The following is a 20,953-nucleotide window of genomic DNA, read 5'->3' on the forward strand; positions in this document are numbered from 1 at the left end:
CGGTCTGGCAGCCCTGGAAGCCGACGGTGAGGGCCAGCCTGGCCGCATCGGCGGTCTTGCGCAGCAGCGGCAAGGGCACGTCGATCTGGTCGAAGAACACCGTGACCTGGCCGAAGTGTTCGTCGCGATGGGCGACGCCGCGCGGCCATTGCGGCTTGCCGGCGGCGATGTCGGCGCGGTCGGTCTTGAGCGAGGTCTTGTCGCGGTACAGGTAATAGCCGCGCGCCGGGGTGAAGCGCAGCAGCAGGCTGTCGCCGTCCTGGGCGATGGCTTCGACGCCGAAGGCCTGTTCCGGCGGCAGCGGCAGGGCATCGGTGGCGCCGGCGGCGTTGCTCGGCGCGCCCAGCGCGGGCGCGCCGAGCAAGGGGTTGGACGCGGCGCCGCCGCGCACGCCGAAGCCGGCCAGCGGCGCGGCCGCGGGCGCCGGATCGACCGCCGCGGCGGCGGCGGCCGGCAGCGCCACGGCGACGGTGCGGGTCTGCGGCGGATAGCAGATGCCGGCATCGGCGCAGCCCTGGTACTTGATCGTCAGCTTGACGCTGCCGCCCTGGGCCTGCCCGGGCAGGGACGCGACCACCCGCTCGCGATAGGTCTCGACGTCGCCGAAGAACTCGTCCTTGTAGGCCTTGCCCTTGGGCAGTTGCAGCGGCTGCGCGGCGAAGCCGGCGTCGGCCTTCACCGAGATCCGGTGCTTGTAGAGGTAGTAGCCCTTGGCGATCTTCCAGTCGATCGCGATGCGGTCGGCGGAGGCGGCCTGGGCACCGAGCACGAAGGCTTCGTCGACCGGCAGCAGGTCCTGCTCGTTCACCGCCAGGGCGGGAGCGCTGCCCAGGGCGGCGAAGGCGGCGAACGCGAAAGCCGCGGCGGCGCGCAGGCGCCGGCGGCGGAACGGATGGTCGGTCATCGGTCGGGGGTCTGCTCGTTCACCCATAAGCCGTAAGGGCGGTAGTGGTCGCGCGGTTCGACCACGAGAACCTCCGGCAGTTCATACGGATGCAGTTCGATCAGGCGTTCGATCAGGGCCGGATAGACCGCGACCCGGGTCTTGATCAGCAACTGCACTTCGTCGGCCTGCTCGATCTCGCCCTGCCAGCGGTAGGTCGAGCGCGCGCCGGGCAGGCGGGTGACGCAGGCGGCCAAGCGTTCCTCGACCAGGGTCTGGGCGATGGCGTCGGCGCTGGCCTGGTCGGGGCAGGTGCTGAGCACCAGCACGGGCGGAGTGGGGGTCGGCATCGGCCAAGTGTAAGGCCCCGGGCCGGGCCGCCGACGGCGGCCGCACCGGGCGGCTTTGCCGATCCTGCGCCGTTGCGGGGGCGTATTGCCGTGCGCGGCGGCCGCTGCCGGATCTTCGCGCTGGCCGGTACGCCGGGCCCGGTATAAGACGGGATCGAGGAGACCCGGCCATGCCCGCACCGATCCGCTTCGCGTCCTTCCTGCTGTGCCTGCTGTGTGCGCTCGTCGCGGGCGCGGCCGTGGCCGCGCCCGCGGCGGCCACGGTTTCGCACGGCCGCTTCCAGCGCGCGACAGTGCGGTTGCCGGCCGGCGAAGTGCGGCGGGTGGTGCTGTGGTTCGCCGGCGACGGCGATGCGCGCGCGCGGCGGGCGCGCCTGGAGGCGTTGGCCGGCGACGGTGCCCTGGTCGCGCAGATCGATCTGCGCGCGCTGCAGGCGGCCTTGCGCCGCGACGGCGGCGACTGCGCGTTCTCCGCCGGCGACGTGGAAAACTTCTCGCGTTTCCTGCAGGCCTATTACCGCTTGCCGACTTACCGCCTGCCGCTGTTGCTCGGTGACGGCGAAGGGGCGGCGTGGGCGTATGCGATCGCCGCCCAGGGCCATGCCGGTTTGTTCGCGGGCGCCGTGTCCGAAGGCTTCTGCCCCAGCATCGCGCCGGCGCGCGCGCTGTGCGCGGGCGGCGCGCTGCGGCTGCGCGCCGACGGCGCGTACGCACGCCTGCAAGCGGCGCCGCTGAGCCTGCCGTGGCTGGTCGCGGCCGACCCGGCGCAGGCGCGGGCCTGTACGGCCGACGAAGTCGAGCGTTTCGTCGCTGCGGTGCCGCAGGCGCGGCGTTTCGCCCGCAGCGCGCGCGGCGACGCCACCCCGGGGCTGCGCGCGGCGTTGATCGCGCTGGGCGCACAGCGCCATGTCAGCCTGCCGCCGCCGCCGCCCGACCTGCACGGCCTGCCGCTGGTCGAAGCCGCGGCCGCGGCCGGCGGCAACGCCGACAGCTTCGCGATCTTCGTTTCCGGCGACGGCGGCTGGGCCGATTTCGACCGCAGCGTCGCCGCGAGGCTGGGCCGCGCCGGCGTGCCCACGGTCGGAGTCGATTCGCTGCGCTATTTCTGGACCCCGCGCACGCCGCAGAGCTTCGCCGCCGACCTCGAGCGCATCGTGCGCTACTACCGCGCGCAGTGGCGTCGGCCGCGCGTGCTGCTGATCGGTTTCTCGCAAGGCGCCGACGTGCTGCCGGCGGCCTATAACCGCCTCGCGCCGGACGTGCGCGCCGCCGTGCGCGGCACGGCGCTGATCTCGCCCGGGCAGAAGGCCGAGTACGAATTCCACCTCAGCAATTGGATCGGCGGCAGCGACCGCGGTCTGCCGATCGCGCCGGAAGTCGCGCGCATGCCGGCGGCGCGCACCTTGTGCCTGTACGGTCGCGACGACGGCGACGCGCTGTGTCCGCGCTTGCCGGCGCAAGCGGCGCAGCGCGCCGCGCTGCCGGGCGACCACCACCTCGGCGGCGATTACGACGGCGTCGCCGCGCGGGTGTTGTCGGCGGCGGGCATCGCCGCGCCGGCCGCGTCCGCCGCGCCCTGAGGCGGCGCGCCCAGCGGCAGTCGCGCAGGCCGGCGTTCGTCGTCGCGGCGCGGATCGAGCGAGATCAATCGGGTCACGTCGAGCAAGGCCGCCGGCAGATGCATGCCGCCCGGCGCGGCGAGATAGCGGGTGCGCCAGATCGGGTCGAACTTGGCCTTGAACCGGCGCAGGCCGGTGAAGCCGTAGAAGCGCTCGCCGTGGCGGGCGACCAGGTTGGCGAAGCGGTTCCAGCGTCCGGCCAGGCGATGTTGCGGCAAGCCCGACAGCGGCGCCATGCCGAGGCAGAAGCGCTCGAAGCCTTGTTCCCGGCCCCACAGCATCAGTTCGGCGAACAGGAAATCCATGCAGCCCTTGGGCGCGTCGGCGGCGTGGCGCATCAGGTCCACCGACAGCTCGCGGCCGTTGGTCGCGGTCCACAGATTGGCGAAGGCCACCGCGCGGCCTTCGCATTCCACCACCGCCAACGGCAGCCGGCGCAGATAGGCCGGGTCGAAATGGCCGAGCGAGAAGCCTTTCTCTTCGCCGGCCTTGTGCTCCAGCCAGTCGTCGGAGATGCGTTGCAAGACCGGCAGCCACGGCTCGACCTGCTCGGCGGGGACGATGCGCAGCGACAGCCCGGCGCGCTTGCCGCGGTTCCAGGCCTGGCGCAGTTCGGCGCGCTGCGCGCCCTGCAGGCCGAAGTCGCGCAGCGGCACCAGCGCCTCTTCGCCGAGCTTGACCAGGCTCAGGCCGAGGTCGAGATAGGTCTGCCAGTGCTGTTCGCCGACCTGATAGAACACCGGCCGCACGCCGAGCCGGTCGGCTTCTTCGCGAAAACGCCAGATCAGCGCGCGTGCGACGTCGGGCGGACCGACCGGGTCGCCCATCGCCACCAGCGAACCGCCGTAGCGCTGCATCATGGCGAAGCCGCGTTGCGCTTCGTCGAGCAGCAAGGCCTTGTCGCCGAGCAGGGCCAGATGCGCCTGACTGTCGTCGGCCCCGGCGAGGATCGGCCGGATCGCCGCCAGCTGCGCTTCGTCGGCCGCCGGCAGCGGCGCGCGGGTCGCGTGCAGCAGGCGCGCCAGGCCGAACGCGATCACCGCCACGCTGACCAGCAGCATCGCCCGCAACGCGCGCGGGGCATTGCCGGAGATCAGGAACTCCCACCACAGCTCGTTGCGGTACTCGACGTGGCTGTAGGCGAAGAACAGCAGCCAGAACGCGGCGACCAGGACCAGGCCGAGATTGCGCAACCACGGCCACGACCAGGCCTCGTCGAGCAGCGCGCCCTCGCGGTAGAACTCGCGCCGCGCCGCCCACAGCGCCAGCGCGACCAGCGGCGGCGCCAGCGCCAGCGCCAGGTGGCCGCCGCGCAGCCACGACGGCAGCGGCATCAGCACGCAGACCGCCAGGGCCAGCGCCCAGGCGGCATGGCTGCGTCGCTGCAGGCCTTGGCCGATCAACAGCAAACCCACACCGCCGAGGCTGGCGAGCAGCTGCGAGGTTTCCACCAGCGGCAGTGGCGCGCCGCTGAGGCGATGGCGCGGCTTGGGCAGGGTGCCGTCGAGGATCAGCGCGGCGCCGAGCACGAACGCGGCCAGCGCGATCAGATGCGGCAGCCAGGGCCGGATCGCCAGCCACAGGCTGCGCGCCGCGCCGGCGCGGCGCGCGACCGGTCCGCGCAAGGCGCCGACCGCGCCGAGCAGGGTCGCCAGCGCCAGCGGCAGGGCGTAGTAAGTGATGCGGTAGACCAGCGCCGCGGCGAGCAGACTGGCCGGGGCGACGCCGGGCAGCAACTTGAGCAGGCTCCATTCGAATACGCCGATCCCGGCCGGCACGCTCGACACCAGGCCGGCGACCACCGCGACCAGATACAGGCCGACGAAGCCGAGGAAGCCGAACCAACCGCCCCCGGCCTGCGGCAGCGCCGGCGCCAGCAACACGTACAGGGCGCCTCCGGCGAGCATCAGTTCGACCACGCTCAGCGCCGACACCCGCAGCACGGTATTGCGATCGGGCAGCCACAGCGCATGGCCGCGCAGGCTCAGCTTGCGGCCGTGGCGCCCAGCCAGCGCCAGCAAGGCGAGAAAGCCCAGCGCCAGCGCCGCGCCGAGCGCGCGGATCGCCGCTTCGCTCAGCGGCAGCAACGCGGCGGCCGGCGCCGGCTCGAGCGACAGCGCGCCGGCCAGCAACAGCCAGGCGCCGAACACGAAACCCAGGGTGCTCATCAACACCACCTGGCCGATGTCGGCCAGCGACAAGCCGGCCGCACCGTAGCCGCGCAGGCGCACGGCGCCGCCGGTCAGCGCGGCGAAGCCCAGGGTGTGGCCGACCGCGTTGGCGAGAAACGCGGTGACCACCAGGCGCAACGGTTTGACCCGGCCGGCGCTGCGGCGCAGGCCGATCGCGTCGAAGCCGACCAGGCAGGCGTAACTGGCCAGGCCCAGCAGCAGCGCGGCGGCCACGCGCGCGTCGTCGATCCGGGCCACGGCGTGGCGGATCGCACGATAGCCCTGGGCACTGAACTCGCCGGCCAGGGCATGCAGGGCCAGGGCCAGGATCGCCAGGCTCGCCAGCATCGACAGGGCGCGGCGCCAGGCGGGCGCGGGCGGAGCGGCGGCGGATTCGTCGGAAACGGGCATCGTGGACGCAGCGAAGGAGGGATGAGCTGGGTCGCCAGCTTTGGCCCGCCGGCGCGAAAAGCGCATGAGGGCCGGGCCGCCGGCGCGGTGGCGGGACGGCGCTTGGAGCGTTGCCGCGCGCGCTTGGTTCCGCGCCGCGCGCCGCCGCTCAGCGGTCGCCGGCGATGACCCGGTCCCAGCGCGCCGGCTGGCCGATGGTCTGTTCGACGAAATCGATGAAGGCCTCGACCTTGCGCGGCCGGTATTCGCGGCTCGGGTACACCGCGTAGATGCCGATCGGCCGCAGGCTCCAGTCCGGCAGCACCTCGACCAGGCGGCCGTCGGCGAGTTCGTCGGCCACCGCGAAAGTCGCGGTCTGCAGGATGCCTTCGCCGCGCAGCGCGGCCTCGACCAGGGGCACGCCGTAGTTGGCCTTGAGCCGGCCGCGCACCGGCACCCGCAGCGGCTCGCCCGCGCGCTGGAACTCCCAGGCCGGCGTATCGCGGAACAGGGTGTAGTGCAGGCAGTCGTGCTCGATCAGCGCGCCCGGCGCGGCCGGCGCGCCGCGCCGCTGCAGGTAGGACGGGGCGGCCACCAGGATGCGCCGGGTCTGGGCGATGCGCCGCGCGACCAGGCGCGAATCGTCGAGCGCGCCGATCCGGATCGCGGCGTCGAAGCCTTCGCCGATCAGATCGACGAAGCGGTCGTCGAACTGCAGGTCGAGTTCGATCTGCGGCCAGCGGCGCAGGAACTCGCCGACGTGCGGGGTCACGTACAGGCGGCCGAAGTTCATCGGCAACGACACCCGCAATTGGCCGCGCGCCTGCGCCGACAGGTCGTGCACGCGCTCGCCGGCGGCGAGGATCTGCGCCAGCGCCGGCGCGACCTGCGCGTAGTAGTGGCGGCCCGACTCGGTCAGGCTCAGCCGGCGGGTCGAACGATTGAGCAGCTTGACCCCGAGCCGGGCTTCGAGCGCGGCCAGGCGCCGGGTCACGGCGCCCGGCGTCAGCTGCAACTGGCGCGCCGCGGCGGAGAAGCTGCCATGGCGGAGGATGGCCTCGAAGGCCTCGAGTTCGGAATACAGGCCGCCGACCATTGTTGAGCAGTTCTCAAAGATGAGTTGTCGCGACGATCCTATATCGGCGCATGCCGCAACAATAGCCTGTCCATCCCCGGCGCCGCCGCGCCGCCCCCCCCTGGAGGACCCGATGGACGCTTTCCAACTGCAAGGCCACGATCTCGCCAGCCTGCGCCGGGTCGCGCTGCCCGAGCCCCGGCCCGGCCCCGGCGAGGTGCGCATCCGCGTCGCCGCGGCCTCGGTCAACTACCGCGACTACGCCCTGGCCAGCGGCCGCTACCAGCCGGAGTTGCCGCGTCCGTTCGTGCCGCTGTCCGACGGCGTCGGCCGGATCGACGCCGTCGGCGCCGGCGTGCGCGACTTCGCCGTGGGCGAGCGCGTGCTCGGCCACTACACCACGCGCTGGATCGAGGGGCCGTTCAAATCGGAAAACCATCTCAGCAAGCTCGGCGGCCCGCTCGACGGCTGGTTGGCGCAGTGGGTCGTGTTGCCGGCCGCGGCGGTGGTGCGCGCGCCGGATTTCCTCGACGATGCGGCGGCCTCGACCCTGCCGGTGTCGGGACTGACCGCGTGGAGCGCCTTGCGCAAGCTCGAACTCGCACCCGGCGCCAGCGTGCTGGTGCAGGGCAGCGGCAGCGTGTCGCTGATGGCCTTGCAGTTGGCCGCGGCGCGCGGCCTGGACGTGATCGCCACCACCGGCGACGCGGCCAAGGCCGAGCGCCTGCGCGCGCTCGGCGCGCGCGAGGTGATCGATTACCGCACTCGCCCCGACCTGGCTGCGGCGGTGCGCGAGGCCACCGCCGGCCGCGGCGTCGACGGCATCGTCGACGTGGTCGGCGGCGCTTCGTTCGCCGGCCTGCTGCACGCCGCCGCCGACAACGCCCGCATCGCGGTGATCGGTTTCCTGCAGGGCACGCGCGTGGACGGCGAGCTGATCGGCCCGATCATGGCGCGCCAGCTCAACATCCACGGCGTCAGCGTCGGCAGCCGGCGCGACTTCGAAGCCTTCCTGGCCGAAGTCGAACGCGCGCGCATCCAGCCGGTGGTCGGCGAGCGCTACGGCTTCGAACGCGGCGCCGAAGCGATCGCGGCGATGGCCGGCGCGCGCGGCTTCGGCAAGCCGGTGGTGCTGTTCGACGCCGCCGCCTGAGCCGCGCTCAGGCCGTGGCCGGTTCCTTGGCGGCGTCGGTCACGCCCTTGATCGCCTTGACCACGGCCTTGGCCTCGCCGGCCTGCAGCGCGATCGCCAGCGTCACCACGGCCGCGGCGATGCGCAGCCCGCGCTTGATCTGGGCGATGTCGTCCAGCGCGTCGCGCGCCGAATCGACCGCCTCGGTCAGCTCGGCCTTGGCCTGTGCGGCGCCCTTGCCGAGCAACTGGATGCCGTGGTTCCGGAACAGCACCACGAACGCGTCCAGGTAGTCCTCGGAGCGTTCCAGGGCGCGCGCCTGCTCTGGTTCGAGATCGCGGGTGACGCGCAGTTCGAGAATGCGCGCCGACACCTGGGCGAAGGAGTCGGCGATCGCGTAGGCCTCCTGGGCCTGGATGTTCGCGCTTTCGGTGGGCATGGCGGTCTCCGGGTCGCTCAGAACGCGTCGCGCAGCTGCTTGCGCAGCGCGGCGACTTCCTTGGCGTAATCGTTGAGTTGCTTGGCCAGTTCGGCGTCGTCGAGTTTGTCCAGCTTGCGCCGCAGTTCGGCATGGCTGGTCTTGAGCCGGTCGGCGGCCTTGAGGAACTGGTCGATCGAGGCCTGGCGCGCCTCGACCTGACGGGTTTCGGTCAGCAGCGCGGCCTTGGCCGCGTTGGCCGCCAGCGGTTCGGTCTTGGCCGCGCGTTCGATCGATAGCCGCAACGGGCCCATGCTGCGCAGTTCGTCGCGCAGGTAGCCGCGGTAGTTGAGGTCGGCATAGGCCTTGAGCGTATCGACCACCACGAACACCGCGTCCTGATGGTCGAGCAACTCGCGGATGTGCTTGCGCTGCTGGCGCTGGGTGGCGACCCGGGCCAGGAAATCGCCGAGCGCGATCACCGAATCGAGCTGGGCCTTTTCCAGCATCGGCGTGCTGCCGTCGTCGCGGGTCAACTTGGCCAGGCTGCCCTTGAGCGAGCCGAAGTCCTCGCTGTAGGACGGCAGCTTCTTGTCGCTGAGCGCGGCCAGGGTATCGGCGTACTGGCTCAACAAATCGTTGAGCGCGGCGATGGTGCCGTTGGCCTCGGCGATGCTGGCGCAGCGCTCCTTGGCCTGGACTTCGACCTGCGCCGGATCGAAGCTGGGCGAGGCGATCAGTTTCTTGCGGGTGTAGTTGTCGACGCAGCTCTGCACCGAGCCGGCCATCATCGGCGCGAACGCGGCCGCGAGCTTCTTGGTCTGGTCGGAGTACTTCCCCACCGCGGAGAAGTTGGCGCAAGCGGCTGCGGCCAGGCACAGCGCGAGCACGGCCGGCAGGCGCAGCCGCGCGATCGAGGTCCTTCTCATGCTTCCCCCTGTTCTCGGCGCCGGTTGCGGCCGGGCGGCGCAACGGCCGGCGCCGATTGCCTGGAACAACGCGATGGCACGATGAAACAGGACAACGGACCGATGCGAAAAAACGGACGCCCGCAGCGAGCGGGCGTCCGTGGCGTGCCTTGCTGTGGTGCTTGCTTCGGCCGCTTCGACCCGATTACGGAATCAGTTGGCAGCTCGCCGGCTTGGTCGAGGTGAACAACGACGCCGTCGCCCACTCCGGATGGTCGATGAAGGGGTTACGGTTGCCCTGGAAGCTGTAGATCACTTCGTTGCGCGCCTTCTCGGCCGCGGTCGGCGGGTCGGCCTGGTGCCACTGCAGCAGGGTAGTCAGCAGGCCCATGTAGGCCGGCGAGGACGAGGTGATGACGATCTTGCTGCGGTCGTCGGTCAGCTCCAGGTCCGGCTCGGCCTGACCGCTGTTCGGATCGGTGCCGCCTTCGTAGCGGATCGCCATGTACAGGATCGCGCGCGCCATGTCGCCCTTGCGCTGGCCCCAGACTTCGAACGAGCCGGCGTTGCCGTCCGGGGTCTTGAACCAGTTCGAGTTGCCCGGGTACACGCCGCTGCCGCCGCCGCTGCCGTTGTTGGCCTCGGTGACGCGCTCGCCGCAGCCGCTGGACAGCGAGCAGTTGGCATAGGGCTTGTTGCCGCGGTCGGCGTTATAGGCCGAATCGGTCAGGTACAGCATATGGGTGTCGGTGTACGGCGCGTTCGGCAGGCCGAGATTGCCGGTGGTCGAGCCGAAGCCCAGCGAGTTCGGCCAGGTGTGTTCGCGGTTGTACTTCAGGCCGCTGCCGCTGCCGGCGCGATCGGTGACCTTGACGAAGCTGCGGTTGCGGTAGGCGTCGAGGATGCGGCCGGCGTTGTTCGGATCTTCGTCGGCGATCTCGAGGATGCTCCAGGTGTTGGTGGTGCCGCCGCTGTACGGGTAGACGGTATGGCCCTTGATGGTCTCGTGCAGCGAGCAGCGCAGCTGGCTGGGGCTGCTGGTGTTGACGTGGGCGTAGTAGCCGCCGGTGCCGCCGCCGCTGGCGACGTTGAAGTTGACCACGGTATTGGCGGCCGGACTGGCGCCGCCGGCGTCGGTCACCTTGCTGGCCACCACGGTGAAGGTGCAGGCCTCGCCGGCGTACAGGGCGGTGCCGGTCGAGGCGGCGATCGCGGTGCCGCTGGACGGATAGGTCAGCGCGACCGGGCCCGAGCTGGCGCACTGCAGGGTCAGCGCGCCCGCAGCCAGGCTGACCGCTTCGCTGAACTGGGCGACCAAGTCGCCGGCGGCGGGGAAGTTGCTGGCGCCGTTGGCGGGCGTGGTCGAGGTCACGCTCGGCGGCGTGTTCGGGTTCGAGCCGGTGAAGCTCTGGCCGTTGTTGCAGGCGCCGAAGGTCTGGGTGGCCGAGTTCTGCCAGGCGAACTGCGAATACGCGCTGCCGCTGCCGGACAGTTGCAGCGAAGTGCCGGCCGCGGTCGAGCCCGATTCGGACACCGGCAGGTTGCTGCTGGTCTTGCCGGCGGCCGGGCCGTTGCTGGCGGTGATCGAGCCCTCGTAGCTGAGGAACTGGACCACGTTGCCGCTGCCGTCGACCAGGGCGAAGCCGTCGTTGGGGCCGTTCTGGATGCCGTTGGTGGGGTAGCTGAGGGTGGCGATGCGCACGCTGCCGCCGCAGCTGACCACGCTGCCGGCCGGCACCAGGTCGTTGTCGTAGGTGGTCGCCGCCGACGGCGAGCTGCCGTTGTACAGGTAGATGCGGTAGTTGCTGAGCGTCTCGCCGGCCGTGGCCACGACCTCGATGCGCTCGCCGACGTCGCCGGACGAAGTGGCGTCGTCGTAATGGAATTCGTTGATGAACACCGCGGCCGGGGCCACGGACGGGATCAGCGCGGCGAGCGCCAGCGCCAGCGGCGCGCGGCGGCGCCAGGACGAAACAACGGAACGGCCACGAACGGACTTCGACATCGAACGGCTCCTTGTGATGGCGACGCGCACGCATGACGGTGGGCGCAGTCGGAAAGCGCCTCCCCCAGGCGCATCCGGTCGAGTCTAGTCGGGGTTTGTGACAGCGCCTGCTGCGCTGCGTCACGCTTTGCGGGCGCGGAGGCGGTCACGTTTCGCGCGCGCCTGCGCCGGCTCATCCGGTTGCGCGCTTGGACACCGCCGAGCGCGCGCGGCCGGTGCGCAATTCGGCCAACTGCTCGGCGACTTCGACCAGCGGCGCCCGGCTGCGGGTGGGCGCTTCGCGGAAGGCCAGGATCAGGCGCAGCTCCAGCGGGTCGTCGATCAGCAGGGCCTCGGCGGCGGCGACCGAGTCCATCGCGGTGTCGGCGGACAGATTCATCTTGCCGCGGCCGGTGGCCAGCCACTCGAACTGCACCCCGGTCACCAGCGCCAGCTCGCGCAGGTGGGCCATGCTCGGAAACTTGCCCTGGGCCGATTCCCAATGACCGACCGCGCTGCGCTGCACGCCGACGGCGGCGGCGAGCGCGGCCTGCGACAGGCCGGCGTGGCGGCGGGCGAGACGGATGCGCTGCTGCGGGGTCATCGGCTCATCTCCGGTATCGGGTGGTCGCTGAGTGCATTGTGCTACCGATCTTCACCTGGTGACCGATAGACGCCATAGCTGGTGCACTAGCGGTCTCTGGCTTGCCACGTCTTTCATGGAAAAACAATGGCTTATGGCGCTTGTTGCCCGTTGGTGCTACCGATAGTAGCGGCATTCGCGACCTCGCCGGCTGGCAACCGTTACACGGACTTCGCAAGATCGGCACTACGCCGATAGGGACTTCGGCAAGACACGAGGTCGGTTCGGGGGAAGGGCGCCGGATAGCGCCATGCAGAGGACAGGCCGTCTCCGTACCAAAGAGCGCGTTCCACGGGACGCGCTCTTTTCTTTTGCGCGCGGCGCCGGCCCGCCGATGCGGGTCGCTCAATCGAGCGGGCGCAGTTGCTCGGACAGCGAGCGGGTCTTGTCGGTGACCACGTCGCCGGTGTGCAGGGTGGTCTTGCGCTCGATCAGCAGCAGGTGGCATTCCTCCTCGGCGATCGGGTTGTGGCGCACGCCCTTGGGCACGACGAACATCTCGCCCTCGCCGAGTTCGACCCGGCGGTCCTCCAGTTCGATCACCAAGCGGCCCTTGAGCACGAAGAACAGCTCGTCTTCATGCTCGTGGCTGTGCCAGGCCAGGGTGCCGTGCACGCGCGCGACCTTGACGTAAGCGTCGTCGACTTCGGCGACGACGCGCGGCGACCACAGTTCGGCCAGCGAGGCGGCGATGCGGGCGGGGGAGGTGGCGGTCATGAGGGGTCCTGGCGATGGGCTGGGCGCGCGACGGCGGTATCCGCACTACGTTAGCGCGAGCCGGCGCCGGCCGCGCTCATGCCTGCGCCTCGACCCAGGCGCGCAGGCGCGGGTCGCGGATCTGCATCGTCTCGAACAAGCCGATCGCACGCAGCGCCGGCAATACCTCGCGGATGTGCCGTTGGGCCTGCGCGCGCGCCGCCGCGTCGGCCTGCGGGTCGGCGAGGGTGCGGGCATTGGCCAGGAACGCCGCGACCGAGCCTTTGCGCACGGTGGCGCCGCCGAGCACGGTGGTGTCGGCGCCGTCGGGAAGAATGTCGTGGGGACGCATGGCGGGGCTCCTCGGTTTTGGGGGCGGGAGCGCCAGCTTGGGCGCCGCGCTCCGGCTCTGCTACGTTGCCGCGGCCGATCTCCATCGCGTTGCGGCCAAACCGGAGGCCGACCTTGCCCGATCCTCATTCGCGCGGCCTCGCCGGACGCGATTCTTCCGCGTCCGCCGACGCCTGGCTGAGCGCCGCGCAGGCCGACGCCGGCGACGGCCCGGCGGTGATCGCCGTGGTCCGCGACACGCCCGGCCCGCGCGCGACCGCACCGCACCGCCACGCCCGCGGCCAGTTGCTCGGCGCGCGGCGCGGTTTGCTGACCGTCGGCAGCGAGCGCGGCCGCTGGCTGGTGCCGCCGTCGGATGCGGTGTGGATTCCGCCGCAGGCCGAGCATTCGCTGCGCTCTCACGGTCCGCGCTTCGCCGGCTGGAGCCTGTATGTGGCCGCCGACGCCTGTGCGGCCCTGCCCACGCAGCCTTGCGGCCTGCGCGTGCCCGCGCTGCTGCGCGAGATCGTCGCCCGGCTCGGCGACGGCGCGGCCCCGTCGCCGGCGCGGACCCGCCTGATCGCGGTGGCGCTGGACGAAATCGCCGCCGCGGCCGCGGGCGCCGGCCGCCCCGGACTGCCGATGCCGACGGACCCGCGCCTGCTCAAGATCGCCCAGGCCCTGATCGAGAACCCGGCCGACCCGCGCGGCGCGGCCGACTGGGCGGCCTGGGCGCATCTGTCCGAGCGCAGCCTGCGCCGCCATTTCGCCCTCGAAACCGGCTACGGCCTGCGCCAATGGCGCCAGCGCGCCGGGCTGCTGAGCGCGGTCGAGCGGCTGGCGGCCGGCGCCGCGGTCACTGCGGTGGCCCTGGATTCGGGCTACGCCAGCGTCAGCGCCTTCGGCGCCATGTTCCGGCGCCACTTCGGGGTCAGTCCGACGGCCTATCTGGAGGCGATGGCGTCCGACGGCGTGGGCTGAGCCGTGCGGCGAGGCCGGCCGGTCCGTCCTCCCCCGCACCGAGACGGCGCGGCGCGGCCGGGAGGCGCCTCGTGGCCGCGGGCCGGGCCAGCCGACCGCGACGGCGTTGCGACTTTTTTCGTCCGGCCCCTTGAAACCCGTCCGTCGCACCTCATCTAGCGACCAGTCCCGGCGCGTCCGGGCGCTTTCGTCCCCGGCGTTGGCACTCTCCGGTGGCGACTGCTAAAATTCCGGTTCTTTTCCCACCCATTCAAGCACTTACAGAGGGTTGCCATGAATCTCAAGCCGCTTTACGACCGCGTTGTGGTCAAGCCGATCGAAGCCGACGAAATCTCGGCCGGCGGCATCATCATCCCCGACGCCGCCAAGGAAAAGTCGACCAAGGGTGAAGTCGTCGCGATCGGCGAAGGCAAGGCCCTGGACAACGGCAGCCTGCGCGCGCCGAAGCTCAAGGTCGGCGACAAGGTCATCTACGGCCAGTACGCCGGCAGCACCTATAAGCAGGACGGCGTCGAATACAAGATCCTCAAGGAAGACGACGTTCTCGCGATCGTCGGCTGAGCGAGCGGGGATTCGGGATTGGAGATTCGGGATTCGCAAAGCGCGTGCGCTGCGTTCCCCTCCGTTCCCGTGTCCCGCCACTGATCCGCTCTTAGCCAATCCCGAATCCCCAATCTCAAATCCCGGAGTCAGCAACAATGGCTGCTAAAGAAATCCGTTTCGGTGAAGACGCCCGCGCCAAGATGGTGCGCGGCGTCAACGTGCTCGCCAACGCCGTCAAGGCCACCCTCGGTCCGAAGGGCCGCAACGTCGTGCTCGAGAAGAGCTTCGGCGCGCCGACGATCACCAAGGACGGCGTGTCCGTCGCCAAGGAGATCGAACTGGCCGACAAGTTCGAGAACATGGGCGCGCAGATGGTCAAGGAAGTCGCTTCCAAGACCTCCGACAACGCCGGCGACGGCACCACCACCGCGACCGTGCTGGCCCAGGCGCTGATCCGCGAAGGCATGAAGGCGGTCGCTGCCGGCATGAACCCGATGGACCTCAAGCGCGGCATCGACAAGGCCGTGACCGAAGCCGTCGGCGAGCTGAAGAAGCTGTCCAAGCCGTCCTCGACCTCGAAGGAAATCGCCCAGGTCGGCACCATCTCGGCCAACTCCGACGCCAACATCGGCGACCTGATCGCCCAGGCGATGGACAAGGTCGGCAAGGAAGGCGTGATCACCGTCGAAGACGGTTCGGGCCTGGAGAACGAGCTCGACGTCGTCGAGGGCATGCAGTTCGACCGCGGCTACCTGTCGCCGTACTTCATCAACAACCAGCAGTCGATGTCGGCCGAGCTGGACGACCCGTTCATCCTGCTGCACGACAAGAAGATCTCCAACGTCCGCGACCTGCTGCCGGTACTGGAAGGCGTGGCCAAGGCCGGTAAGCCGCTGCTGATCGTCGCCGAGGAAGTCGAAGGCGAAGCGCTGGCGACCCTGGTGGTCAACACCATCCGCGGCATCGTCAAGGTCTGCGCGGTCAAGGCCCCGGGCTTCGGCGACCGCCGCAAGGCGATGCTGGAAGACATGGCCGTCCTCACCGGCGGCACCGTGATCTCCGAAGAAGTCGGCCTGCAGCTCGAGAAGGCCACCATCAAGGACCTCGGCCGCGCCAAGAAGGTGCAGGTCTCCAAGGAGAACACCACCATCATCGATGGCGCGGGCGAAAGCTCGGGCATCGAAGCGCGCATCAAGCAGATCAAGGCGCAGATCGAAGAGACCTCTTCGGACTACGACCGCGAGAAGCTGCAGGAGCGCGTGGCCAAGCTGGCCGGCGGCGTTGCGGTCATCAAGGTCGGCGCCGCGACCGAAGTCGAAATGAAGGAAAAGAAGGCCCGCGTCGAAGACGCGCTGCACGCCACCCGCGCTGCCGTGGAAGAAGGCATCGTCCCGGGCGGCGGCGTCGCGCTGCTGCGCGCCAAGGCCGCGATCGCCGGCCTGAAGGGCGCCAACGAAGACCAGAACCACGGCATCGCCATCGCCCTGCGCGCGATGGAAGCGCCGCTGCGCGAGATCGTGACCAACGCCGGCGAAGAGCCGTCGGTCATCCTCAACAAGGTCATCGAAGGCAAGGGCGCGTTCGGCTACAACGCCGCCACCGGCGAGTACGTCGACATGCTCGAGGCCGGCATCCTGGACCCGACCAAGGTCACCCGCACCGCGCTGCAGAACGCCGCGTCGATCGCCGGTCTGATGATCACCACCGAAGCGATGGTCGCCGAACTGCCGAAGAAGGACGAGCCGGCGATGCCGGGCGCCGGCGGCATGGGCGGCATGGGCGGCATGGACTTCTGATCCACGCCCCACGTGCAGCGACACCGGGAACCCCGCCGCGAGGCGGGGTTCTTTTTTTTGCGGCGCCGTCGGGCGCGGCCCGCCCCGACGCGTTGCGGCGGCTACATCAGCTCGTCGAGCAGCGCGCGGTTGAACGGCGCCACGTAGGCGGCCATGTCCAGCACGGTGAAGCGCGCGGTGAGGTCGGAACGGGCGAACGGCTCGATCACGCCGACGCACCGGTCGCGCTGCCGGCGCGGCAGGAAGCGCAGGATCGGCACCAGGCGGCGATGGCCGATGGCCGCCCACAGTTCCACCGCATCCAGGCCGGCCATCCACTGCAGGAGCAGATCGTCGGCCAGGCCCAGCGCCGGATGGCCGCCGACCGTGCGCACGTCCTGTTGGCGAAGCTGGCGGATATGCCGGTGCCTGGACAGGCGGCTTTCGGACCGCGCGTAGCCGATGTCGCCGCTGGCCGGACCGTGGCTGGTCGGCACGTCCTTGGCGGCGGCGCCGAAGCCGAAGCCCGCCAGAAACTGCTGCTGCTCGCGCAGATCCTCGCTGGTCGTGCTGAGCGTGCGCATGCGCACCCCGCCGAGCAGGGTCTCGCAGGGGAAGAAATAGCCGAACCCGGCGAACACGCGCTCGTGCAGCGCCTGGTACTGGCTGCGCCGGCCGCCGCGCACCGCCAGCGCGGCGTCCACCGCTTCGACCAGTTCGGGCGCGACGTCCAGATCCTGGTCCGGGTCCAGCGTCACCGCCACCTTGGGGACGATCGTCTCCTCGACCAGATGGATCGCGGTGACTTCGCTGCGCTGCAGGCGCTCGAGGTCGCGGCGGAAATCCGCGCCCAGGCCGAAGCCGTTGACGCCGCCGCCGGCGTTGGCGTTGTGGATGCTGCGGGTATGCAACTCGTGCAGCACCCGGCTGGCGGTGGCGCTGAGGCGCCCGCGCGACGTGAACGAGACGCCGCCCGAATGCGGCGGCCGCTGCGGGTGCCGATAGACCGCCGGCGAGCGCGGCGAACGCGCGCCGAACACGCTGTCGCCCAGGTCGGCGCTGAAGCGCAGGCCGCGGTCGAGCCGGCGCGTGGCGAGCAGCGCCTGCACCGTCTCCAGCGGCAACGCGGCGAACTCGTCCGGAGTGCGCGCGTTGACCCCGGCCAGCCGGCCCTGCAACTGCGGCAGCAGATCCGGTGCGTCGGTCTCGTTCCTCAGCCCCCAACGCGCCTCGGCCGGGCGTGCCTCCGGTGCGGTCGGGCGCAAGGCGGGACGCGCTTGCGCCTGCGTCTTGGCCGCGGATTCCGCGCGTTTGGTCTGCGCCGGCCGGACCGTGAGTGTCTGGTCCTTGTCGATCGCTTGCGCGACCGTGGTCTCGGCCTCGAGCGTTGGATGCAGGCCGGCCCTGCCGAGGCGGAAGCGCTCGCCCGGCTGCATCCCGGCCTTGGCCGCGAGTTGCTCGCGGACCCGCAGCAGGCTGGTCTCCGGCGCCAGACGCAGGACGATGTCGCGGTCGGGTTCGCCGGCGAATGCGATGGTGACGAGCATGCGGACCTCTCGGGTGCGCGATGTGCGAAGCGCGGCGGCGCGCGGGACGAACGACGGTCAGTCGAGGCCGAGGACGAAGAAATGCACGTGCAGCGAGCCGATGCGCTGGCGCTCGGGATCGTCTTCGGCCTGCACCTGGATGCGTCCGAAGCGCTGCCCGGCTTCGCCCTCGCCGCGCACCACGCCGGGGTTGACCCGGACCCGCGCGCCGTCCGCCGCGTCCAGCGCTTGGCCGCCGCGGGTCTCGAACGGCCCGGCCTCCGCCGTCGCCGCGAAGCGTGGACGGTTGGCGGTGTAGACCCGCCCGCTGATCGGGTCGAGAAACTGGCGCACCGCCCAGGTCGAGATTTCGCAGCGCCACAGTTGCTGTAGCGCATCGCGATCGCGCGAATCGCTCAGCCATGCGCTCATCGGATCGACGACGATCAGGCGTTGGTCGCGTTGGAACCGGCTGACGGTGACGCTGCGCAAGCCCTGCGCGTCGGGCCGGTCGACCGCGTACAACCGGTCCACCACCGGTCCGGCGTCGGTGGCGACGCGGAAGCCGAAGCCGAGCGGCGAACGCGAACGGATCCGGATCGACAGCGCCGCGCCGCGGGTGACCGCGACCACGTTCGGAAACACACGGTCCGGCGCGATCTGCGGCAAGCGCGCGTCGGCGAGCATATGGACCTGCGCGCCGCGATTGCGGCGGCGGGCGTCGGCGTCCTCGGTGTTGAGGCCGAAGCGGACGAACAGTTGCTCGTGATCGCGCAGCCAATCGGCGGATCGGCCGTCGAGAGCGTGGGACGCGGCCATGGCCGGGCGCCTCAGAGGCGGTTGATCGAGAAGCGCTGGGTGGTGCCGCGCACACTGAATGCGGCGGTGTGGCCGTTGGGCGCGTAAGCCACCGAAGGGCCGTCGCGCCGGCCGCCGCCGATCGCGCCGACGCGCAGGCGCACGCGGTCGCCTATGTCCAGCGCTTTTCCGTGGAAACGCAGGGTGGCCAGATCCACGTTGCGGGTCTGGCCGGCCGGAAATGCGCTGGTCCTGTGCGCCTGACCGATCACCCGATCGCCTTCCACGCGCTGGACGACGAAACGCAGGGAGAACCACGCGTTGTTGGTGCAGGCGATGTGTTGGACGTGCAGCTCGGGCTGGCCGGACTCTGCGGGATTTCCGGACGGATGCATGAGGAGCGCCTCGGGTGCGGAGAAAGGATGGCCGGCTCGATACGGTTGAACGCCGCTGCGCGCCGGCTGTGAAGACGCCCGCCGTTCGCTCCCAGCGCGGCGGGCCTGCGCGCGTGCGCGCACGGAACGAAGCTCGCGCTAGGCCTCGGCGTGGCTGCCCCACGGACCTGGGCGGTCTCGTTCCGTGCCCGACGCCGACCGGTGGCGCGGACCGGACTGTGCGCCGGAGGGGCGGCGGTGGGCGTCGCCGGAGCGCAGCCGCGGCGATGGATGCCCGGGCCGTTCGCGATCGGGAGATTTACTCGCGCCCCGCGGGCCCCGGACAATGGCCTTCGCCCCCGTCCGGAATCCGCCATGTCCCGATCCCCCGCCGCCTGGCTCGCGCTCGGCCTCGCCGTCCTGCTCGGCAGCGGTTGCGCCGTGGTCAAGGTCAAGGAGCGCGCCTTCGGCGACGTCGCGGTGGAGCGCAATATCGATGCGCTCAGCGGCGGCCGCCTGAGCGCATCGGCGGCGAGCGTGCTGGGATCGGCCGGGCTGGACGCGGAGACCTGCGCGCGCGAGCCGGAGCCGTGCATCGGCCAACTGCGCACGCTGGCTGCGGTCGAGGATTGGCTGGCGGCCTCGGCGGAATTGCAGTTGTTGCGCATGAACGCCCTGCCGGCGTCGGTGACGCAGGCGGCGGAGAGCGCCGGGCTGGCGCGCAAGCCGGCCGCGCCGACGGCGGCCGCGGTGCCCGACGTGGCCGCCGATCCGCGCACCCGCGCCGCGATCGAGGCGGCGCGCTACGCCTACGCCTATCTGTTCCTGACCCCGCGCACGCCGGAGCAGCGCGTGTTCGAGGCGCGCCAGGAGCGGGTGCTGCGTTTCTACAACCGCGCCGTCGACGTGGTCGCCCAGGCCGCGTTCGAAGCCAGCCGCGGCCGGGTCGGCGCCAGCCCGGTACAGGTCGGCGGGTTGGAGCTGAGCGTCGCCCTGCACGGTTACGAATCCTCCGAGATCGAGCAGCAACCGGAGGCGTTGCTGGCTTCTGATACGCTGGGCTTCGACAACCTGCGTGCGGTCTATCGCCGCGACGGCTTCGGCACTTCGCTGGTCGCGGTGTTCCCGCGCCGCTCGGCGGCTGCGGGGCAGGGGCCTGCGGCCGCGAGCCTGCCTTATCGGGATACGCGCTACCTGCCGGTCACCGCGACCTTGCGTTTCGACGGCGACTCGCTCGATGCGGTGCTCGCCGACCGCAGCGCGCGCATGGACGTGTACAACCCGTTCCGGATCGAGAGCGAGACCATAGCCGGGCGCAGCGTGCCGCTGGCGGCCAACTACTCGGCCGCCTACGGCATCTGGCTGGCGCGTTCGGAACTGGCGCGGTTGAGCCTGTCCAGCCTGCTGCGGCCGAAGCAGGCGCGCGCGTTCTCGCCGCGGGTCTATCTCAACCAGCCCTACGATCCGGACAAGCGCGTGATCGTGCTGGTGCACGGACTGGCCAGCAGCCCGGAGGCCTGGGTCAACCTGGCCAACGAAGTGCTGGGCGACGAAACCCTGCGCCGCCACTACCAGTTGTGGCAGGGGTTCTATCCGACCAATCTGAGCATCCTCGGCAACCGCGCGGCGATCGAGTCGGCCTTGCAGCGCACCTTCGCCCACTACGATCCGCAGGGCGACGACGTCGCCAGCCGCGATGCGGTGCTGGTCGGGCACAGCATGGGCGGGGTCATCTCGCGCCTGCTGCTCAGCGACAGCGGCGACCAGGTGCGCGAAGCCAGCCTGAGCAACTTCGACGCCGCCACCGCGCAGCGCCTGCGCGAGGACCCGCTGGTGCGTGAGTTGACCGTGTTCCGGCCGATGCCGCAGTTCGGCCGCGCCGTGTTCCTGGCGTCGCCGCATCGCGGCGCGGTGGTCACCGACGGCTGGCCGCTGCGCATGGTGCGCAAGCTGATCCGGTTGCCGTTCGACGTGCTGCGCGACACCGCCGAACTGATCCAGCGCAGCCAAGTCGACCAGGACCAGTTGCAGAAGATCGGTTTCCGCAAGGGCCGTCCGCCGACCGGGCCGGACGATCTCAGTCCGCATTCCTTGTTCATGCGCAGCACCGCCGGCCTGAGCCTGGAACCCGGACTGCCGTTCCACACCGTCGTGGGTTGGCGCGATCCGACGGTGCCGCTGGCGCAGTCCAGCGACGGCGTGGTGCCTTACGCCAGCGCGCACCTGGACGGCGCCCAATCGGAGAAGGCGATCGTTTCCGGCCACAGCGTGCAGGAGACGCCGCAGGCGATATTGGAACTGCGCCGGATCCTGCGCATCGACCTGGCCGAGTACCGCCGCCGCGGCGGACGCTGAAC

Annotated in this window: 19 protein-coding genes; 6 read left to right on the forward strand and 13 right to left on the reverse strand. The window is 71.1% G+C overall.

The window, feature by feature from the left end; all coding sequences use genetic code 11:
- Both TX83_RS06615 and cutA read right to left on the reverse strand, forming a co-directional pair.
- Positions 1–904: protein-disulfide reductase DsbD N-terminal domain-containing protein (locus TX83_RS06615; protein ID WP_261370047.1), on the reverse strand; the 904-nt coding region annotated here is incomplete at its 3' end.
- The gene (gene cutA, locus TX83_RS06620) at positions 901–1,233 is read right to left on the reverse strand and encodes a divalent-cation tolerance protein CutA (protein ID WP_064747148.1); all 333 of its coding nucleotides are present in this window, start codon (positions 1,231–1,233) and stop codon (positions 901–903) included. The genes cutA and TX83_RS06615, both read right to left, overlap by 4 nt.
- A 170-nt stretch (positions 1,234–1,403) precedes the next feature.
- On the opposite strand from cutA, the gene TX83_RS06625 reads away from it, so the two are divergent.
- The gene (locus TX83_RS06625; protein ID WP_079248087.1) at positions 1,404–2,813 is read left to right on the forward strand and encodes a virulence factor family protein; all 1,410 of its coding nucleotides are present in this window, start codon (positions 1,404–1,406) and stop codon (positions 2,811–2,813) included.
- On the opposite strand, the gene mprF is transcribed toward TX83_RS06625, so the two are convergent.
- Positions 2,741–5,434: a bifunctional lysylphosphatidylglycerol flippase/synthetase MprF gene (gene mprF, locus TX83_RS06630; RefSeq protein ID WP_079248088.1), complete on the reverse strand. Its 2,694-nt coding sequence runs from the start codon at positions 5,432–5,434 to the stop codon at positions 2,741–2,743. The genes TX83_RS06625 and mprF overlap by 73 nt on opposite strands.
- Positions 5,435–5,582: 148 nt before the next feature.
- The gene (locus tag TX83_RS06635; RefSeq protein ID WP_064747149.1) at positions 5,583–6,509 is read right to left on the reverse strand and encodes a LysR family transcriptional regulator; all 927 of its coding nucleotides are present in this window, start codon (positions 6,507–6,509) and stop codon (positions 5,583–5,585) included.
- Positions 6,510–6,621: 112 nt separating this feature from the next.
- On the opposite strand from TX83_RS06635, the gene TX83_RS06645 reads away from it, so the two are divergent.
- Positions 6,622–7,641, forward strand: coding sequence for a zinc-dependent alcohol dehydrogenase family protein (locus TX83_RS06645; protein ID WP_064747150.1), 1,020 nt, complete (start codon positions 6,622–6,624; stop codon positions 7,639–7,641).
- A gap of 7 nt (positions 7,642–7,648) precedes the next feature.
- On the opposite strand, the gene TX83_RS06650 is transcribed toward TX83_RS06645, so the two are convergent.
- The 6 genes from TX83_RS06650 to TX83_RS06675 all read right to left on the reverse strand — a co-directional run bounded on the left by TX83_RS06650 (position 7,649) and on the right by TX83_RS06675 (position 12,621).
- Positions 7,649–8,059 carry a hypothetical protein gene (locus TX83_RS06650; protein WP_064747151.1) on the reverse strand — a complete coding sequence of 137 codons (411 nt, stop codon included), beginning with the start codon at positions 8,057–8,059 and terminating at the stop codon, positions 7,649–7,651.
- Positions 8,060–8,076: 17 nt separating this feature from the next.
- Positions 8,077–8,967 (reverse strand): hypothetical protein, encoded by an 891-nt coding sequence (locus TX83_RS06655; protein ID WP_064747152.1) that lies wholly within the window; start codon positions 8,965–8,967, stop codon positions 8,077–8,079.
- Between the two features lie 184 nt (positions 8,968–9,151).
- A complete protein-coding gene (locus TX83_RS06660) occupies positions 9,152–10,951 on the reverse strand; it encodes an endonuclease (protein ID WP_064747153.1) in 1,800 nt (599 codons plus the stop codon).
- A gap of 172 nt (positions 10,952–11,123) precedes the next feature.
- Positions 11,124–11,534 (reverse strand): helix-turn-helix domain-containing protein, encoded by a 411-nt coding sequence (locus TX83_RS06665; protein WP_064747154.1) that lies wholly within the window; start codon positions 11,532–11,534, stop codon positions 11,124–11,126.
- 384 nt (positions 11,535–11,918) lie between these two features.
- On the reverse strand, positions 11,919–12,290 hold the full coding sequence (locus TX83_RS06670) for a cupin domain-containing protein (RefSeq protein WP_064747155.1): 372 nt from the start codon (positions 12,288–12,290) through the stop codon (positions 11,919–11,921).
- A 76-nt stretch (positions 12,291–12,366) separates the two neighbouring features.
- Positions 12,367–12,621 carry a hypothetical protein gene (locus tag TX83_RS06675; RefSeq protein ID WP_064747157.1) on the reverse strand — a complete coding sequence of 85 codons (255 nt, stop codon included), beginning with the start codon at positions 12,619–12,621 and terminating at the stop codon, positions 12,367–12,369.
- A 113-nt stretch (positions 12,622–12,734) separates the two neighbouring features.
- Between TX83_RS06675 and TX83_RS06680 the strand changes: the two genes are divergently transcribed.
- From TX83_RS06680 to groL, 3 genes are all read left to right on the forward strand, one after another.
- The gene (locus TX83_RS06680; protein WP_222423729.1) at positions 12,735–13,580 is read left to right on the forward strand and encodes an AraC family transcriptional regulator; all 846 of its coding nucleotides are present in this window, start codon (positions 12,735–12,737) and stop codon (positions 13,578–13,580) included.
- Between the two features lie 273 nt (positions 13,581–13,853).
- Entirely contained in the window at positions 13,854–14,141 is a 288-nt protein-coding gene (locus TX83_RS06685) for a co-chaperone GroES (RefSeq protein ID WP_064747159.1), read from the forward strand.
- Between the two features lie 137 nt (positions 14,142–14,278).
- Complete coding sequence (gene groL, locus TX83_RS06690; protein WP_064747161.1) at positions 14,279–15,919, forward strand: chaperonin GroEL; 1,641 nt, start codon at positions 14,279–14,281, stop codon at positions 15,917–15,919.
- 101 nt (positions 15,920–16,020) lie between these two features.
- Here the strand turns inward: groL and TX83_RS06695 are convergent, their stop codons facing one another.
- Genes TX83_RS06695 through TX83_RS06705 form a run of 3 tightly spaced genes read right to left on the reverse strand, consistent with a single transcriptional unit; the run spans position 16,021 to position 18,617 of the window.
- Complete coding sequence (locus TX83_RS06695) at positions 16,021–17,445, reverse strand: hypothetical protein (protein ID WP_064747163.1); 1,425 nt, start codon at positions 17,443–17,445, stop codon at positions 16,021–16,023.
- A gap of 57 nt (positions 17,446–17,502) precedes the next feature.
- Positions 17,503–18,243 (reverse strand): hypothetical protein, encoded by a 741-nt coding sequence (locus TX83_RS06700; RefSeq protein ID WP_064747164.1) that lies wholly within the window; start codon positions 18,241–18,243, stop codon positions 17,503–17,505.
- 11 nt (positions 18,244–18,254) lie between these two features.
- Positions 18,255–18,617: a hypothetical protein gene (locus TX83_RS06705; RefSeq protein WP_064747165.1), complete on the reverse strand. Its 363-nt coding sequence runs from the start codon at positions 18,615–18,617 to the stop codon at positions 18,255–18,257.
- Between the two features lie 354 nt (positions 18,618–18,971).
- Between TX83_RS06705 and TX83_RS06710 the strand changes: the two genes are divergently transcribed.
- The gene (locus TX83_RS06710) at positions 18,972–20,951 is read left to right on the forward strand and encodes an esterase/lipase family protein (RefSeq protein WP_064747166.1); all 1,980 of its coding nucleotides are present in this window, start codon (positions 18,972–18,974) and stop codon (positions 20,949–20,951) included.
- Positions 20,952–20,953 lie beyond the last annotated feature (2 nt).

The organism is Lysobacter antibioticus HS124, assembly GCF_000336385.2.
In the GTDB taxonomy this organism is placed as follows: domain Bacteria; phylum Pseudomonadota; class Gammaproteobacteria; order Xanthomonadales; family Xanthomonadaceae; genus Lysobacter; species Lysobacter firmicutimachus.